This is a genomic window from Pigmentiphaga sp. CHJ604, assembly GCF_036972535.1.
GTDB classification, from domain to species: Bacteria; Pseudomonadota; Gammaproteobacteria; order Burkholderiales; family Burkholderiaceae_B; genus Pigmentiphaga; species Pigmentiphaga daeguensis.
The window spans coordinates 2,919,170-2,934,844 of record NZ_CP136998.1 but is presented as its reverse complement, the minus strand read 5'-3'; the positions used below and the strand labels follow the sequence as shown (position 1 = coordinate 2,934,844).

Sequence of the window (15,675 nt, the reverse complement as noted above, 5' to 3'; positions counted from 1 at the left end):
GGTTCAGGAAGCGGACGTGAAGGGTGGAGCGCGAGAGGGAGGCGGGCGCGAGATCGGCGCCGTGCCCAGGAGCGGAGCGGGGGGAAGCGCCGGTGCCTCGGCCGCGACGACGAGGCCTGCCAGGACGGGCCCCCCGCTGGGGGTCGGCAGCGCGACGGCGGCATGGAGCCGGCAATAGGGGCAGTCGGCGGACGTCGTGGCCGAATCGTCCCGCGACGGACTGGAGCCGTCGTCCGACAGCTTGACCAGTTTCGGGCCGTAGACGCTGCAAAGCTCGACCCAGGTATCGGCGGGACGAGCCAGCGTCTTGGCGATGGCCGGCGCCAGCATTCCCCAGAGCAGCGCGAGCAGCACCAGCATCGCGATGCCGCGATGGCGGTCCTGCCTGGAGAATCGGAGGGATGGCCGATGCATGCTTGAGAGAAGGCTGGTGCCCGACGCCCGGGCGGACAGGCCGGATGGCCTGCGAAACGCCGGGAGTATGGGCAGGAAATCCGATCGCGTCAATCCGCGGTCCGCGATCAGAGGCGCGCCAGGACTGCCTCGGCGATGGCCAGCGACGCGGTCAATCCCGGCGATTCGATGCCGTACAGATTGACCAGGCCGGGCACGCCATGGTCGGCCGGTCCCTGGACCATGAAGTCCGCCGCGGGCGAGCCGGGGCCCGACAGCTTGGGCCGTATGCCGGCGTAGCCCGGTTGCAGCGCGCCGTCGGGCAAGGCCGGCCAATATTGGCGGATCGAGGCATAGAACGCATCGGCGCGGCGCGGATCGACCCGGTAGTCCACCCGGTCCACCCATTCGACGTCGGGGCCGAAACGGGCCTGCCCACCCAGGTCCAGGGTCAGGTGCACGCCCAGCCCGCCCGGTTCGGGCACGGGATAGATCAGGCGCGAAAAAGGGGAGCGTCCGGCCAGGCTGTAGTAGTTGCCCTTGGCCAGATGCGCGGACGGGATGCGCGAAGCGTGGGGTCCATGCAGGGCCGCGGCGATTTCCTGGGCATGCAGGCCGGCGGCGTTCACCACGATGCCGGCGCGCACTTCCATGGGCTGCGGGCCGCCGACCTGCAGCGTGATGCCGTCGGCGCCGCACTGCCCGCCGGCCACGGGCGAGCCGAAGGCCAGCATGCCGCCGGCCGCTTCGCAGTCGGCCTGGAATGACAGCATGAGGGCATGGCTATCGACGATGCCCGTGCTGCGGCTGTCCAGCGCGGCCACGCAGTGCAGCTGGGGCTCGGCCCGGCGCGCCGCGCCGGCGGCCATCATCTCGAGTTCGGCGACGCCGTTGGCGCGACCGGTCGCGCGCAACTGCTCCAACACCTCGACCTGGCCGGCCGAGGTGGCCACGATGAACTTGCCGCAGCGCCGGTGCGGGATGCTTCGCCGGGCACAGTATTCGTAGAGCAGGTGCTTGCCGCGCACGCACCACCCGGCCTTGAGCGAGCCCGGGGGGTAGTAGATGCCGGCATGGATGACCTCGCTGTTGCGTGAGCTGGTGCCGGTGCCTATCCCCAGCTCCTTCTCCAGGACGATGGTTTCCAGGCCCCGGGCGGCCAGCGCGCGGGCGATGGCAAGGCCCACCACGCCGGCCCCGATGACGATGCAATCGACTTGTTCCATCAGCGGGCGTCTCGTCTTCTTCCGGAAGCAGACATCGTAATTCACGGCCGTTATGTCGTCCGGATACCTTCTGTTACGATCGCCGTCGTTTCTTCAAGGACGCTCCATTGGCTTTGCTGATCATGAAACCGCGCCTGGCCCGGCTGGCGGCGCTGGCGACCGCGGTGCTGGCGCTTGCCAGCTGCGGCGGCGACGGCGCCGTCGCGCCCGAGACCGCCTGTGCGCGCCAGGTCAACGACACGGAAGACAAGCTGCTGGCCTGCATGACGCTCGACGGCGTCATGGCCCATCTGCGGGAGTTCGCGCGCATCGCAGAGGCGAACGCGGGACACCGCGCCTCGGGATCGCCCGGGTACGATGTCTCGGCGGCCTATGCCGAGCAAGTGCTGCGCGGCGCCGGCTATGCGGTCACGCGCGAGCCCTTCGATTTCGTCCGGTACGAGGACCTCGGCGGGAGTCTGCTGCGCCAGGTGGGGCCGCTACCGGCGATGGATATCGAGCACGGGGTAATGACCTATTCCGGATCGGGCGACGTCTCGGCCGGCGCGCACGCCGTGGGCAGCCGTGGCTGTGCCGCCCGGGACTATGCCGGATTCCCGGCGGGCGGTATCGCCCTGATCGAACGGGGCGATTGCAGCTTCGACCAGAAGATCGGCCTTGCCGTGGCGGCGGGGGCCGCGGGCGTCGTGGTCTACAACAATGCCGAAGGCATGGTCCACGGCGCGTTGGGACAGAGCCTGGGCATCGAGGTCCCGGTGCTTGAGACGACCCAGGCGCTGGGCCGGCAACTGATCGCCACGCCCGGCCTGGTGCTGCGGGTGGCCGCCTCGACCCGGCGCGAGCCCGCGACCACCTTCAACCTGATCGCCGAGGGCCGCGGCGGCGACGAGAACCACGTGGTCATGGTGGGCGCGCACCTGGATTCGGTATCGACAGGCCCGGGCATCAACGACAACGGCAGCGGATCGGCGGCCGTGCTCGAGACCGCGGTACAACTGGCGCGCACGCCGACCCGGTACCGGTTGCGCTTCGCCCTGTGGGGCGCCGAAGAGGACGGCGTGCTGGGTTCGGCCGACTACGTCGGCAAGCTGGCGCCCGAGGCGCTGGCGAAGATCGCCATGTACCTGAATTTCGACATGATCGGATCGCCCAATCCGGGGTATTTCATCTATGACGGCGACAACTCCGATGGCCGCAGCGACGGGCCGGGACCGGCCGGCTCCGAGGTGATCGAGCGGACCTTCGAGCGCTTCTACGCGATGCGGAACACGCCCTTCAAGGGAACGCCGTTCGACGGCCGTTCGGACTACGGCCCGTTCATCGCGCTGGGCATCCCCGCGGGCGGCATTTCCTCGGGCGTGGACGAGATCAAGACCGAGGCGGATGTGGCGCTGTGGGGCGGCACCGCCGGCATCACGTTCGATCCCTGCTACCACGCCGCCTGCGATGACCTGTCGAACCTGGACCCGGCCGCGCTGGCGTTGAACAGCCGGGCGGTGGCGGCGGCGACGCTGCACCATGCCAACGATCTGCAGGGCATCCTGCGGGCCGCGCCGGCGGACGGCGCCCGGCGTTCGACGCGCGCCGCCTACACGCCGCCGGCCGATATGCGGCCGCGGCACCTGCCCGCGCTGCGTTAGCCGCGCGTCAGCCTTCGGACGACGATCGGCCGGCGCCCCATAGAACGGCCACGCCGATCAGCGAGGACAGGATGGAGCCGATGAAGACCGCGACCTTGGCCGCGGCGAAGTCGGCTTCCACCGGGAAGGCCTGCCCGGAAATGAACAGGGACATGGTGAAGCCTATGCCGGCCAGCGCCCCGGCGCCCACCAACTGGCGCCAGGAATAATCGGCGGGCTTGCGCGCGATGCCCAGCCGGACGGCGATGACCGAGGCCGACACCAGCCCCAGCGGCTTGCCGAGGACCAGCCCGGCAATGATGGCCAGCGACAGCTGGCCATGGCTGGACAGCACGTCGGGTGCCAGCGCCACGCCGGCATTGGCCAGGGCGAACAGCGGCAGCACGACATAGCTGGAGCGCGCGCCGGTCGTGCGCAGCAGCCGGTCGGCGGGCGATTCCAGGCGGTCATGGATGGCATCGAACGCGGCCAGCGCGGGCAGCGACGGTCCCTGCCGCAGGACTTCCCCGCTGCGGCGTGCCTCGGCCGTCAGGATGGCATCGGCCTGCGCCACCAGCGTGGGCAGGTTGGGAGGCGGCCGCGTCGGGATGAACATGGCCAGCAGCACCCCGGCCATGGTGGCGTGCAGGCCGCTGGCATGGACGCAGGCCCACAGCAGGATGCCGGTCAGCGCATAGGGCGCGACGCGGTAGATGTGGGCCTTGTTGAGCAGGGCCAGCACGCCCACCAGGGCCGCGGCGGCGGCCAGGTAGCCCAGGTTCAGCGAACCGGAATAGAACAGCGCGACCACGACGATGGAGCCGATGTCGTCGACGATGGCCGCTGCGGTCAGGAACACCCGCAGCGCGGTAGGGACGCGGCTGCCCATCATCGCGATCAGGGCGATGGCGAAGGCCGTGTCGGTGGCCATGGGCACGCCCCAGCCGTGCGACCACGGCCCGGCGGGAACGATCAGGCTGTAGACCAGCGCCGGCACGAGCATGCCGCCCAGGGCCGCCGCCACCGGCAGCGCGGCCGAGCGCAGGTTGGCCAGGTGGCCGACGGTGAACTCGCGCTTGATCTCCAGCCCCACGACCAGGAAGAAGATCGTCAGCAGGCCGTCGTTGATCCAGTGCAGCAGCGACATGCCGAAGCCGGCCTGCCCGAACGAGATCGCCAGGGGAGTTTCCCACAGCGCGGCGAAGGACTCGCCCAGGCCGGAATTCGTCAGCAGGACTGCCAGCGCGGCCGCCAGCAGGAGCAGCACGCCGGCCGAGGGCGCCCAGCCGGCGAAGTCCTGCGCCACGCTGCGCAGGCGATGGCCCGGCGTGCGCAGCATGGCGTCGGTGAACGAGCTTTCGTCCCAGGGGCCGTCGTAGCGGCGGCCGTTGATGAAGAAGGTGGGCGTGACCATGACCCGGCTGGCCCGGGCGCCGGCGACGTCGGCATCGACCCGGGCCCGGGCCGCCTCGTCGTCGGCCGTTTGCCGCGCGCCGGCGGGCGGGATGCCGAGCTGGCCCGCGACCAGGGACAGGTCTTCCTCGGAGAGCGTGCGCGAATGCGTCATCAGCGTGACGTGGGCGTCCCAGAACTGGCGGGCGTCGCGCGCGTGTTCGGCCAGTTCCGCGGCGCGGCGCGCGATGTCGCTGCCCGGCAGCGGATAGTGGCGGAATACGTAGCGCAGCCGGTCGCCCAACTGGTGCCGGATTTCGGCGATGCGTTCGTTGGCGGCCCGGCAGTACGGGCAGGCGTAGCTGCCATATTCGACCAGGGTGATGGCGGCATCGGCAGGGCCGAGGACGTGGTCCCGGCTGTCGTCCACCGGTTGCTCCAGCCTGGCGGTCAAGCTCTCTTCGGACACGTGATTCCTTGGGTGGAGTGGCTCGGCCTGCTCAGTGGGCCTGCGGCGCGGGTTGCCGGGCGCGCCTCTGCTTGAGCCTGCGCGTCTCCCACAGGCCCACGGCCGTCAGGACCGCGGTGGTCAGCCAGCCCATGGCCAGCAACGTCGCGGCATAGCCCACGGGCACCAGCACGAGCAGCGCCACCGCGCCGGCCAGGTGCGACCCCGGGATGGAACCGTAGACGACTTTCTTGTAGATGGCGCTGCCCAGCAGGTAGATGGCCGGACCGGCCACCAGCACGACGACCTGTGCCGTCCCGAGGGCTTCATGCGGATGGGCCATGACGAGATCGTTGCCGACGGCGGTGACGATGATGCCGGCCACGAGGATGGCGTGGATGTAGTGGAAATAGGCGCCGATGCGGCCGGGGTCGTCCGAGCTCGTGATGGCCTCGGTGGCATCCTTGCTGGAGGTGCCGAAATACAGCCACCACATCGCCAGGGTGCCGAGGAAGGTGGCCAGGACGCCGGAGACGACGGCCGCGTTCCAGGCTTCGGTGTCCGCCAGCATGACGCCGGTGGCGAGCAGCGTCTCGCCCAGCGCCACGATCACGAACAACTGGCAGCGTTCGGCCAGGTGGCCGCCCTCGATGGTCCAGTCGCGGGTATGGGAGCGGCCCATGCCCGGCAGGGCGAAGCCGAACATGGGCGAGCCGTATTCGCACAGCACCGCGACCAGCCACAGCAGCGCGCGCAGCTCATGCCCTTCGGCCATCGCCCCGGCGATCCAGAAGACCGCGGCGATGACCAGCCACCCCAGCATGCGCCGGTAGTTGGCGGCCAGCGGATGGCCGGCGGGCAACTGGCAGACGATGAACGCGGTCCGGCCCACCTGCATCGCGGCATAGGACCCGGCGAACAGCAGCGCCCGGTCGCCGAAGGCCTCGGGCAGGCTGGCCGCCATGCACAGCGCCAGCAGCATCGTGGCGAAGAGCAGGCCGCGGATGCGCGGCGTTTCCGGGTCGAACCAGTTCGTCACCCAGCAGGTGTACTGCCAGCCCAGCCACACGGCCAGCCAGAGGATCAGCGACTCGATCACGCCGGTGAGCGTCAGGTGGTGCAGGAGTTGATGGCTGATCTGCGTGACGGCGAAGACGTAGATCAGGTCGAAGAACAATTCTTCGAAGGTGACGCGGGCATGGTGCCCGTCGCGGTGGCGCAGGAGAGGATGGCGATGGGGAGCGGATGACATGGCGGGGCGGGACGGCCGGTGCGGGAGGCCAGCCGGTCGGGGTCGGACACGCGGTTTAAGATAGCCGGAAACGCCCGCGCCGCGCCACGGGACCTGACTTCGCGCCCGAGGATCAGGCGGGGTTGTTGTCTTAGCACAACTTCCGTCGCGGCATGGGGGCCGCTTGCACCGGCCGCGCCAAGGAGCATCGCCCATGAGAATCCCCGTTCCGCTCAACGCCTTGCGAGCCTTCGAGGCCGCGGTCCGCCACCGCTCGATCAAGGAGGCCGCGGCGGAGCTGGGCGTGACGCCGTCGGCCGTCAGCCACCAGCTTCGGGCGCTGGAGGAACTGCTGGGGGTGCAACTGTTGAAGCGGATCGGTGCGCGGCTGGAGCCGACCGAGGCCGGCCGCAGGCTGGGGCCAGGGCTGAGCCAGGGGTTCGATCACATCGCGCAAGCGGTCGCCGCGGTACGCAGCGAGCGGCGGGAAGGACCGTTGCGAGTGGACATGCTGCCCTCGTTCGCCACGCAATGGCTGTCGCCCCGCCTGGCGCGCTATCCCTTCGAGCGCCATGGCTTTTCCTTGCAGATATCGACCACCCAGGAAGGCGTGGACCTTGCCGCCGGGGAGGCCGACGCCGGTATCTGGCTGGGGGCGGGGCAGTGGCCGGGGCTGGTGGCCGAGCGGTTGTTCCAGGCATCGGTGGATTTGTACGCCCGGCCCGGCCATGTCGGGGGAACGCCGCGCGAAAGGCTGCGGGCGCTGCGCGCGTCCAATCTGTTCGTGTCGCGGCATTGCCCTGGCTGGCGGGACTGGATGGACAGCTTGCCGGCCGGCCGCTTCGAACCCGCATGCGTCACGCTGGTGGACTCGGGCGGATTGACCCTGCAGGCGGCGGCCGATGGCGCGGGCGTGGCGATCGCGGTGGCGGAACTGGCCGATGCCGGCGTGCGCGCGGGGCGGCTGGAATCGGTGTTCGGGCACCGCATGCCCGTGGGCATGGGCTTCCATCTGGTCTATCCGCCGGCACTGCGGGAAGACCGCAGATTGGGGAACCTGAGTCGGTGGCTGCACGCCCAGGCGGCGGCCATGCGGGCAGAGCCGTCGGGGGAAGGCGAGACGGACGACAGCCTGGCCTGCGCGGGCGGATGAGTCAGGCGGAATCGGGAGCGCCGTACAGGGCCTCGCCGCGCACCTGGACGCCGTCCTGGAACTGCATGATTTCGCAGGCGCGCGTCCGCCTGCCGCCCTGGAGCGCCACGTAGTGCACCACCAGGACCTGGGCCGTCTCGTCGCAGATGGCGGTCACGAGTTCGAACCTCAACCCGGGGCGGTCGGCCAAGGCCGCTTCCCAGTAGCGGCGCAGCGCGGCCTTGCCTCGCACCCGGCTCGTGCCGGCGTAAGGCAGGGCGAGGGCGCTGGTGAACTCCGCGTCCTCGGCGAAGGTGGCCAGGACGCCATCCACGTCGGCCCGGTTCCAGGCCGAGATCCAGGCGTGCGCGTGGGCTTGCAATTGGCTGCGGGACAAGGTGGTCATGTCTGCTATATCCAGAACAGGATGATGGTGAGCCAGGTCAGGGCGGCCATGGCGCGGTTGATCCGCAGCGCCACGCCGGGGCGGCGCAGCCAGGGTTTGAGCGCGGCGCCGAAGCCGGCCCAGATCGCGATGCAGGGCAGGCCGACCGCGACGAACACGAGGCAGATCACCAGCAGGTGGGACAGGTAGCCGCCGCCCGGCGGCGTGAATGCCGCTATGGCGGTGGCCGCGGCCAGCCAGGCCTTGGGATTGACGAACTGGAAGGCCACGGCCTGGAGCAGCGTGATGGGCCGGCTCGCGCGGGCCTCCTCCATTTCGGCGGCGCGCCACAATCTGGCGGCCAGCCACAGCAGGTAAAGGCTGCCTGCTGCCTTCAGCGCCAGCTGCAACCCGGGCTCCATCGCGAACAGCACGCCCAGCCCGGCTGCCACCAGCCACAGTTGCGCGATCATGCCCAGCGGGATACCCAGCATGTGCGGACAGGTGCGGCGAAAGCCGAACAGGAGGCCCGAGGACATCAGCATCACGTTGTTGGGCCCCGGCGTGATGGACATCACGCAGACGTAGCTGACCAGGCCGAGCAAAAGGCTGTTCTCCATCGTGCTTCTTCGTGCCGGGATCGCGGGACGGATCCCCGTTGCGCATTCTGGCCCGCGGTGCCCGGCGCCGGCCAGCGAGATTTTTTCAGGCGGCGTTGAGTTTTGCGGCGCGCCGGGGTTCGCTCTCGCAGGGGCCGCGCGCCGGGCTGGTTTCGCTGGGCGGCGTGGCCCTGGGCTTCGTGTTCTACATGCTGTGCGCGGCACTGGGCATCACCGCCCTGGTCATGGCGGTGCCCTATGCCTACGATACGTTGCGCGCGGGCGGCGCGATCTACCTGCTCTACCTGGCATGGCAGGCGGTCAGGCCGGGCGGGCGTTCGCCGTTCCAGGTGCGCGAACTGCCACGCGACGGCCCCGGCAAGCTGTTCGCGATGGGTTTCCTGACCAATCTGCTGAACCCGAAGATCGCGGTGATGTATCTGTCGCTGCTGCCACAGTTCATCCGGCCCGAGCAGGGCAGCGTGCTGGCGCAGTCCTTCGCCTTCGGCGCCACGCAGATCGCGATCAGCATCAGCATCAACGCCACGGTGGCCATCATGGCTGGCTCGATCGCCACCTTCCTGGCGCGCCGCCCGCTGTGGCTGGTGGTGCAACGGTGGCTGATGGGCACGGTGCTGGCGGGGCTGGCCGTACGCATGGCCACCGAGGCACGCCGCTAGCGGGCAGCCCCGGCGGAAGGACTACCTGCCCGGAGGCATCGGCGCATCGGCCGGATCCTCGACCAGCGAGTCCGGATCGGCCAGCCAGTCCTCGTCGTCGGCGCGGCGCAACGCATTGCCGTCCAGCAACAGGCCCTTGGTCAGTTCCAGGGCCTGCTTCTCGAACAGCCGGCGATAGACGCCGTCCTCGATGCGGATCAGCGCCTCGTGCGTGCCTTCCTCGACGACGCGGCCCTTGTCCATCACCAGCAGGCGGTCGAGCGCGCGGACGGTGGACAGCCGGTGCGCCACGACCAGCGTGGTGCGGCCTTCCATCAGGCGTTCCATGGCCTGCTGGATCAGCACCTCGCTTTCGCTGTCCAGGCTGGAGGTGGCCTCGTCCAGGATCAGGATGGGCGCATCGGCCAGGAAGGCGCGAGCCAGCGCGACGCGCTGGCGCTCGCCGCCGGACAGCTTGACGCCGCGCTCGCCCACCAGGGTCTCGTAGCCGTGGGGCAGGGCCATGATGAAGTCATGGGCGCTGGCCAGTCGCGCGGCGCGCTCGATTTGAGCGCGCGTGGCGTCAGGCCGGGCATAGGCGATGTTCTCGGCCAGCGAGCGGTGGAACAGGATGGGTTCCTGCTGCACGATGGCGATCTGCTGGCGCAGCGAGGCCTGGCGCACGGCGGAGATATCCTGGCCGTCGATGGTGATGCGGCCGCCGCTGACGTCGTACAGGCGCTGGATCAGCTTGATGAACGTCGTCTTGCCCGAACCGGAGTGGCCGACCAGGCCAACCCGCTGGCCCGGCGCGATCCGTATCGAGAAGTCGCGGTAGAGCGGCGTGTCGTGGGTGCCGTAGCGGAAGTCCACGTGCTCGAAGCGGATCTCTCCGGGGCCGATGGCGATGTCCGGCGCCCCCGGGCGGTCCTCGATGCCCAGCGGCTGGCGTTCCAGCGCGACCAGCTCTTCCATGTCGTTGATGGAGCGTTGGAGGTTGCGGATGTCCATGCCCACGTCGCGCAGGTAGCCTTGCAACATGAAGAAGGTCGTCAGCGCGAAGGTGATGTCGCCCACGCTGGCCTGCCCGCGCGACCACAGCAGCAGCGCCGTGCCCAGGATGGCGGCCTGCATCAGCACGAGCATCGCGCCCTGGACGCCGCCGTTGATCGTGCCGCGCACCCAGGTGCGCCGGGTACGCATGCGCCACTTGCGGATCACCCGCGCCAGGCGGGTTTCCTCGCGGTCCTCGGCGCCGAAGGCCTTGACCACCGCGTTGCAGGTGATGGAGTCGGCCAGCGCGCCGCCCATGCGCGTGTCCCAGGCGTTGGCCAGGCGCGCGGCGGGCGCGACGAAGCCGAGCGACAACATGACCGTCAATGCCACGTACAGCAGCGATCCCAGGCCGATGACCGCGCCCATCAGCGGCCAGGTGGCGCCCAGCAGGACGGTCGCTCCCGCCAGCATGACCAGGGACGGCAGCAGGGCGACCAGCAGCGTGTCGTTCAGGAGGTCGAGCGCCCACATGCCGCGCGTGATCTTGCGCACGGTGGAGCCGGCGAAGCTGTTGGCATGCCAGTCGGTCGAGAAGCGCTGCACGCGATGGAAGGCGTTGCCCGCGATCTTGCTCATCATCTTGAGCGTGAGGAAGGTCAGGCTCAGGAATACCACCTGGCGCAGCAGCGTGGCGCCCACGCCCAGCGCGGCCAGTATCCAGAATGCGGTGATGGCGGCCTGCCAGGCCGCCGTGTCGCTGGCTGCGCCGGAGGCCACGGCATCGACCAGGCGGCCGGCGTACAGCGGCGTCACGACACTTGCCAGCGTGGACAGCAGGACCGCGACGATGATGGTCAGGATGCGCCAGGGCTGTTCGGCCCAGTGGCGAAAAGTGAAGCCAAGGACGTCCTTGTAGGACTGTCCGCGGAAGTCGAGTTTCTTCGATGCCATTTTCGACAGCCCCGGCTCGCGGTGGAGCGGGGTCTCCAAAGTCGGAACAGGAAACGGACGGGCCATCGCGCGCTTGTGGCGTGCGCAGGGCAGGAAACCGTCCGGGAGTGATTGCAGGCAGGAAAACCGCCCGCGGGGGCAACCTAGAGGTGCCGGGGAGCCGGTCCGGAGACGACGATGCGCGTATTGATCATTTTGCGTCTCCTGGATGGGTTGTGAAAGTGATGGCAAAAAGCCGAACATAAAGTCTAGCAGCCCGTGCCCGGGCGGGGCAATGGCGCAGGCGGGCGAATGTGGCCGCCGGCATACACTTGTGCTGCGGCATGGCCTGCCGGAACGAATGACTCCAGTTGCAGAGGTGGACATGAAGATAGCAGTGATGGGAGCCGGCGCGGTCGGCAGCTACTACGGCGCGATACTGGCCCGCGCCGGCCACGACGTGGTGCTGGTGGGCCGCGCCGCGCACGTGGAGGCGGTCCGGCGGCAAGGCCTCTTGCTGGAGACGAAGTCCTTTCAAGGGCACGTGCCGGCGCGGGCCAGCGAAGATCCCGCGGACGTCGCCGGCGCGAAACTCTTGCTGTTCTGCGTGAAGTCCACCGACACCGAGGACGCGGGCCGGCAGGTCGCCCCGCACCTGGATGCCGACGCCGTCGTGCTCAGCCTGCAGAACGGGGTCGACAACGCCGAGCGCCTGCAGGCCCTGCTGCCGCAGCCGGTGGTTCCGGCCGTGGTCTACGTGGCGGTGGAGATGGCGGGCGCGGGGCACGTGCGCCATCACGGGCGCGGCGAGCTCGTGCTGGGGCCGTCGCCCCGCAGCGACGAGGCGGCCGGTGTCCTGAGCGCCGCCGGCATCCCGGCCACGGTGTCAGGCAATGCCATGGGCGAGCTCTGGGCCAAGCTCATCCTGAACTGCGCCTACAACGCCTTGTCGGCCGCGACGCAATTGCCCTATGGCCGGCTGGTGGAGGGCGAAGGGGTGCTGGACGCCATGCGCGACGTGGTGGACGAGTGCCTGGCGGTGGCGGCCGCCGCCGGCGTGGCGGTGCCGGGGGATACCTGGGAGGCGGTGCTGCGCATCAGCCGCACGATGCCTACGCAACTGTCGTCCACCGCGCAGGACCTCGCGCGCGGCAAGCCGAGCGAGATCGATCACCTGAACGGCTACATCGTCCGCAAGGGCGGCCAGCTGCGGGTGCCCACGCCGGCCAACCGCATGCTCCACAGCCTGGTGAAGCTGCTGGAGTCGCGTAGGGGCTGAGATCGGCTCCGGGAACGGAACGTGCTGCCGGGCGGGGCTGCCCATGGACGTTATCCGGAGGTGAACGATGAATGCCGTACCCAAGGAAATGCAGGTGTGCGTGGACGCCTGCCTGCGCTGCTACCAGTCCTGCCTGGGTTCCGCCATGAACCATTGCCTGGAGCGGGGCGGGGCGCACGTCGCGCCGCCCCATTTCCGCCTGATGATGGCGTGCGCCGAGATATGCCGCATCGCCGCTCATTTCATGTTGATCGGCGTTCCGCAGCATCGCCACGTGTGCGCCGACTGCGCCTCGATCTGCCGGCAGTGCGCCGACAGCTGCGACGGCCTGGACGGCATGGACCAGTGCGCGGCCGACTGCCGTAGCTGCGCCGATGCCTGCGAGCGCATGGCGGCCTGAGCCGGCGGCCCCGGGCGCCTTGGCGGGTGCCCGGCGCTTATCCTATGATTCCCCATGCCAGAGCGTGCGGGCCGCCGGACCGCGCCTGGCGCGGGAGCGGGCGTGGTCCAGGACACTCCATCGACGAAGCGCGAGCACGACATCGCCGAAGCCTTCGGCAGGCCGGACAAGGGATGGAGGCGGTCGCTGTATGCGGTGATGTTCGAAACCGGCACGGCCGCCGGCAAGCGATTCGACCAGTTGCTGTTCGTGGCCATCCTGGCCAGCCTGGCCGTGATCATGGCCGACAGCGTGGCCTTCCTGTCGCAGCGCCTGGGCGGGCTGTTCGGCCCCCTCGAATGGGCCTTCACCGTCCTGTTCACGATCGAGTACGTGCTGCGGCTGCTGTGCGTGCGGCGCCCCTTGCGCTATGCGACCAGCTTCTACGGCGTGGTGGACCTGCTGGCCTTCCTGCCCACCTACGCGGCGCTGCTGGCCCCCAACCTGGCTTTCCTGATCGGTATACGCGTGCTGCGCCTATTGCGCATCTTCCGGGTGTTCAAGCTGCGCCTCTTCACCGAGGAGTACCTGATGATGGGTCGGGCGCTGCGCGCCTCGTCCCGCAAGATCATGGTCTTCCTGTCGGTGGTGCTGCTGATCGTGCTGGTCATGGGTACGATCATGTACGTGGTGGAAGGCCCACGGTACGGCTTCACCAGCATTCCCGTGGGCGTCTACTGGGCGATCTCCACCATCGCCACGGTGGGGTTCGGCGACATCACGCCGCATACGGCGCTGGGGCGGTTCATCGCCTCGGTCATGATGCTGCTGGGCTGGGGCATCCTGGCCGTGCCGACCGGTATCGTGACCATGGAGATGACGCTGGCCGAAAGCGCGCGGCGCCGGGCGGCGGCCCGTACCTGCCAGGCATGCCTGACGCCGGGCCTCGACCATGATGCGAACTATTGCAAGCACTGCGGCGCCGCGCTGGAGCCGGCGGGGCGCGAGCGCTGAGGCTCGGGCACCCCGGCGCTCATTTCGCGTCGGGCGCGATGCCGTAGTAGCCGTAGGTGTCGGTGTAGCGGTTGCGCTCGCGCCGGTTCAGCCACAGGCGCATCAGCCAGCGCTTGCGTTCGTCCTCTTCCCAGTCCAGGAATTCGGTGCGCGAGTGCAGCGTCATGTGATTGTTCAGCCACTGTATGTCGCCGGGCAGGAACTCCATGGACAGGCACAGTTCGGGTGATTCCGCGTAGTGATCGATCAGCTCCAGCAGCTTGCGGTGGCGCTCGGTCAGCGGCGGCGCGCCCTCGTAGCGCTGCGCCGATTCGATGAAGTTGCGCAGGTACATCATGGACAGCTTGCCGTTGGTCCAGCCGCAGATGGACGTGACCCAGTAGGGCTGGCCGGTGACCGCGTTGCGCTCGCCCCGGTGGTCGAACCACAGTGGCTCGTACAGCAGCGGAATCATGTCGGGGTGGTCGCGCAGCAGCGCGTTGTAGATGCTGGTGGAACTGACCACCAGGCTGGCGCCGCCGGCCTTGGCGGTGCGCACGCACATCAGGCCGACGATGTCGGCGCCGTCCACGTGGAACGGGGCCGCGCGGTTGGTGTGGTAGAAGCGCGTGTTGGCATTGGTCTGCGGGTCGGCGCCGGCCGTGGTGTCGCGCACGTGGCCGAACAGCTCGCCGCGCGCGTTCTGCACCACCGCGTCGCCCAGGTATTGTCCCAACCCCCAGTAGGCGATGCTGCGCTCCTCCAGGCTCCAGTCTTCCACCGGCAGGCCGCGCCACATCTCGAAGCCGCGACCGTTCTCCAGTTCCTCGCCCAGCGCCGCCAGCCGGTCCGACAGGCCGGCCAGCGGGAAGTCCGCGCGCGAGATGGATTCCAGCGGCTTGCCCGTGGCCCGGGCGGCGGCGACCGCGCCGCGGATCTCGTCGACCTCGGCCGGCGACAGCGTGTAGATCCAGCTCTTGTCGGCCTCCATCTGGGGGCGGGTCCAGGCGCTGGGGCCGGTATAGGGCTGTTGCAGCATTTCCGTCATGGGTGGCTCCTGTGTGGGGTGGACGGAGGGCTCATCCGGCGATGGAGCCGGCGCGGGCGCGGCCCCTGAGGATGGGCCAGCCTATGGTGGCGAGGACGAAGAGGCCGGTGACCAGCTTGAGGTCGGACGGCATCAGTCCGAAGGACAGCACCAGCGAACTGAGCTGGTAGTACAGCAGCGAGCCGACCACCGGCGCGCACAGCTGGCGCAGCAGCGTGCGGCGGCCGATGATGGCCTCGCCGATGATGAGCGCGGCCAGGCCGTTGATCAGCATGCCGAAGCCCATGTTGACGTCGCCGTAGCCCTGGCTCTGGGCCAGCAGCGCGCCCGCCGCGGCGGTGATGGCGTTGGCCAGCCCCAGGCCGAACACGATGTAGCGCGTGGAGTCGACCGCGAGCGCCGGCGCGAGCTGGCTGTTGGCGCCGACGCCGCGCAGGGCCAGGCCGACGTCGGTGTGCAGGCCCCACCACAGCAGCAGCACCAGCACGACCAGCGCCGCCAGCAGCAGTCCGCCCTGCAGCGCCAGGCTTTGCATGATGGCCGGGTCTATCCAGTCGTACAGGTTCGGCAGCCCGAACAGGGGGGTGTTGGGCTTGCCCATGACACGCAGGTCGACGCTCCACAGCATGGTGATGGTCAGGATGCCGGCCAACAGCGAATGGACGCGGAATTTCAGGTGGATCAGCGCGGTGACGGCGCCGGCCAGGAAGCCCGCGCCGGCCGCCGCCAGGGTGCCGAGGAGCGGGTGCAGTCCCGCCGTGATCAACGCCGCGACCAGGCAGCCGCCCAGCGGAAAGGCGCCCTCGGCGGTCAGGTCGGGCACGTTCAGCAGCCGGAAGGGGATCATCACGCCCATGGCGACGAAGGCATACAGCAATCCCTGGACGGCCGTGATGGGGACGAGGTGATAGAAGGTGTTCAGGACTTCCACGTTCAGCTCCGTAGGGCGGCGGGCATGCGGGAGGA

General features: G+C 69.5%; 15 protein-coding genes. 6 read left to right on the top strand and 9 right to left on the bottom strand.

The features are described from left to right. Positions 1-3: 3 nt before the first annotated feature. Positions 4-414 (bottom strand): DUF2946 family protein, encoded by a 411-nt coding sequence (locus tag R4823_RS14110; RefSeq protein WP_087840052.1) that lies wholly within the window; start codon positions 412-414, stop codon positions 4-6. Between the two features lie 107 nt (positions 415-521). After that, complete coding sequence (locus R4823_RS14105) at positions 522-1,619, bottom strand: NAD(P)/FAD-dependent oxidoreductase (protein WP_087840053.1); 1,098 nt, start codon at positions 1,617-1,619, stop codon at positions 522-524. Between the two features lie 122 nt (positions 1,620-1,741). Here R4823_RS14105 and R4823_RS14100 point away from each other — a divergent pair, with 122 nt between their 5' ends. After that, positions 1,742-3,259: a M28 family peptidase gene (locus tag R4823_RS14100; protein WP_132978822.1), complete on the top strand. Its 1,518-nt coding sequence runs from the start codon at positions 1,742-1,744 to the stop codon at positions 3,257-3,259. A 7-nt stretch (positions 3,260-3,266) separates the two neighbouring features. Here R4823_RS14100 and nhaA read toward each other — a convergent pair whose 3' ends face one another. Further along, on the bottom strand, positions 3,267-5,099 hold the full coding sequence (gene nhaA, locus R4823_RS14095; protein WP_338619099.1) for a Na+/H+ antiporter NhaA: 1,833 nt from the start codon (positions 5,097-5,099) through the stop codon (positions 3,267-3,269). A 31-nt stretch (positions 5,100-5,130) separates the two neighbouring features. Then, positions 5,131-6,330: a low temperature requirement protein A gene (locus tag R4823_RS14090; protein WP_132978823.1), complete on the bottom strand. Its 1,200-nt coding sequence runs from the start codon at positions 6,328-6,330 to the stop codon at positions 5,131-5,133. Positions 6,331-6,523: 193 nt separating this feature from the next. On the opposite strand from R4823_RS14090, the gene R4823_RS14085 reads away from it, so the two are divergent. After that, on the top strand, positions 6,524-7,462 hold the full coding sequence (locus R4823_RS14085; RefSeq protein WP_132978824.1) for a LysR substrate-binding domain-containing protein: 939 nt from the start codon (positions 6,524-6,526) through the stop codon (positions 7,460-7,462). 1 nt (position 7,463) lies between these two features. Here R4823_RS14085 and R4823_RS14080 read toward each other — a convergent pair whose 3' ends face one another. Next, positions 7,464-7,847, bottom strand: coding sequence for a nuclear transport factor 2 family protein (locus R4823_RS14080; protein ID WP_132978825.1), 384 nt, complete (start codon positions 7,845-7,847; stop codon positions 7,464-7,466). A gap of 5 nt (positions 7,848-7,852) precedes the next feature. Then, positions 7,853-8,446, bottom strand: a complete 594-nt coding sequence (locus R4823_RS14075) for a LysE family translocator (protein ID WP_338619095.1) — start codon at positions 8,444-8,446, stop codon at positions 7,853-7,855. Between the two features lie 95 nt (positions 8,447-8,541). Here R4823_RS14075 and R4823_RS14070 point away from each other — a divergent pair, with 95 nt between their 5' ends. Beyond that, the gene (locus tag R4823_RS14070) at positions 8,542-9,105 is read left to right on the top strand and encodes a LysE family translocator (protein WP_243724339.1); all 564 of its coding nucleotides are present in this window, start codon (positions 8,542-8,544) and stop codon (positions 9,103-9,105) included. Between the two features lie 21 nt (positions 9,106-9,126). Here the strand turns inward: R4823_RS14070 and R4823_RS14065 are convergent, their stop codons facing one another. Continuing rightward, a complete protein-coding gene (locus R4823_RS14065; protein ID WP_087840061.1) occupies positions 9,127-11,031 on the bottom strand; it encodes an ABC transporter ATP-binding protein in 1,905 nt (634 codons plus the stop codon). A gap of 364 nt (positions 11,032-11,395) precedes the next feature. On the opposite strand from R4823_RS14065, the gene R4823_RS14060 reads away from it, so the two are divergent. The 3 genes from R4823_RS14060 (at position 11,396) to R4823_RS14050 (ending at position 13,682) form a co-directional block, all read left to right on the top strand. Then, entirely contained in the window at positions 11,396-12,289 is an 894-nt protein-coding gene (locus R4823_RS14060) for a ketopantoate reductase family protein (protein ID WP_087840062.1), read from the top strand. 67 nt (positions 12,290-12,356) lie between these two features. Further along, a complete protein-coding gene (locus R4823_RS14055) occupies positions 12,357-12,689 on the top strand; it encodes a four-helix bundle copper-binding protein (protein WP_087840063.1) in 333 nt (110 codons plus the stop codon). A 54-nt stretch (positions 12,690-12,743) separates the two neighbouring features. Continuing rightward, complete coding sequence (locus R4823_RS14050; RefSeq protein ID WP_087840064.1) at positions 12,744-13,682, top strand: ion transporter; 939 nt, start codon at positions 12,744-12,746, stop codon at positions 13,680-13,682. A 19-nt stretch (positions 13,683-13,701) separates the two neighbouring features. Here the strand turns inward: R4823_RS14050 and R4823_RS14045 are convergent, their stop codons facing one another. Together R4823_RS14045 and R4823_RS14040 are read right to left on the bottom strand one after the other, a co-directional pair. Beyond that, positions 13,702-14,709 (bottom strand): TauD/TfdA family dioxygenase, encoded by a 1,008-nt coding sequence (locus tag R4823_RS14045; RefSeq protein ID WP_279814797.1) that lies wholly within the window; start codon positions 14,707-14,709, stop codon positions 13,702-13,704. A 31-nt stretch (positions 14,710-14,740) separates the two neighbouring features. Then, the gene (locus R4823_RS14040) at positions 14,741-15,640 is read right to left on the bottom strand and encodes an ABC transporter permease (protein WP_087840066.1); all 900 of its coding nucleotides are present in this window, start codon (positions 15,638-15,640) and stop codon (positions 14,741-14,743) included. Positions 15,641-15,675 lie beyond the last annotated feature (35 nt).

Bases quoted from the DNA above. Each gene is read 5' to 3' on its own strand.
- R4823_RS14065 (WP_087840061.1), bottom strand. From the start codon at position 11,031: ATGGCATCGAAGAAACTCGACTTCCGCGGACAGTCCTACAAGGACGTC.
- R4823_RS14085 (WP_132978824.1), top strand. From the start codon at position 6,524: ATGAGAATCCCCGTTCCGCTCAACGCCTTGCGAGCCTTCGAGGCCGCG.
- R4823_RS14080 (WP_132978825.1), bottom strand. From the start codon at position 7,847: ATGACCACCTTGTCCCGCAGCCAATTGCAAGCCCACGCGCACGCCTGG.
- R4823_RS14045 (WP_279814797.1), bottom strand. From the start codon at position 14,709: ATGACGGAAATGCTGCAACAGCCCTATACCGGCCCCAGCGCCTGGACC.
- R4823_RS14050 (WP_087840064.1), top strand. From the start codon at position 12,744: ATGCCAGAGCGTGCGGGCCGCCGGACCGCGCCTGGCGCGGGAGCGGGC.
- R4823_RS14060 (WP_087840062.1), top strand. From the start codon at position 11,396: ATGAAGATAGCAGTGATGGGAGCCGGCGCGGTCGGCAGCTACTACGGC.
- R4823_RS14055 (WP_087840063.1), top strand. From the start codon at position 12,357: ATGAATGCCGTACCCAAGGAAATGCAGGTGTGCGTGGACGCCTGCCTG.
- R4823_RS14105 (WP_087840053.1), bottom strand. From the start codon at position 1,619: ATGGAACAAGTCGATTGCATCGTCATCGGGGCCGGCGTGGTGGGCCTT.
- R4823_RS14110 (WP_087840052.1), bottom strand. From the start codon at position 414: ATGCATCGGCCATCCCTCCGATTCTCCAGGCAGGACCGCCATCGCGGC.
- R4823_RS14075 (WP_338619095.1), bottom strand. From the start codon at position 8,446: ATGGAGAACAGCCTTTTGCTCGGCCTGGTCAGCTACGTCTGCGTGATG.
- R4823_RS14100 (WP_132978822.1), top strand. From the start codon at position 1,742: ATGAAACCGCGCCTGGCCCGGCTGGCGGCGCTGGCGACCGCGGTGCTG.
- R4823_RS14090 (WP_132978823.1), bottom strand. From the start codon at position 6,330: ATGTCATCCGCTCCCCATCGCCATCCTCTCCTGCGCCACCGCGACGGG.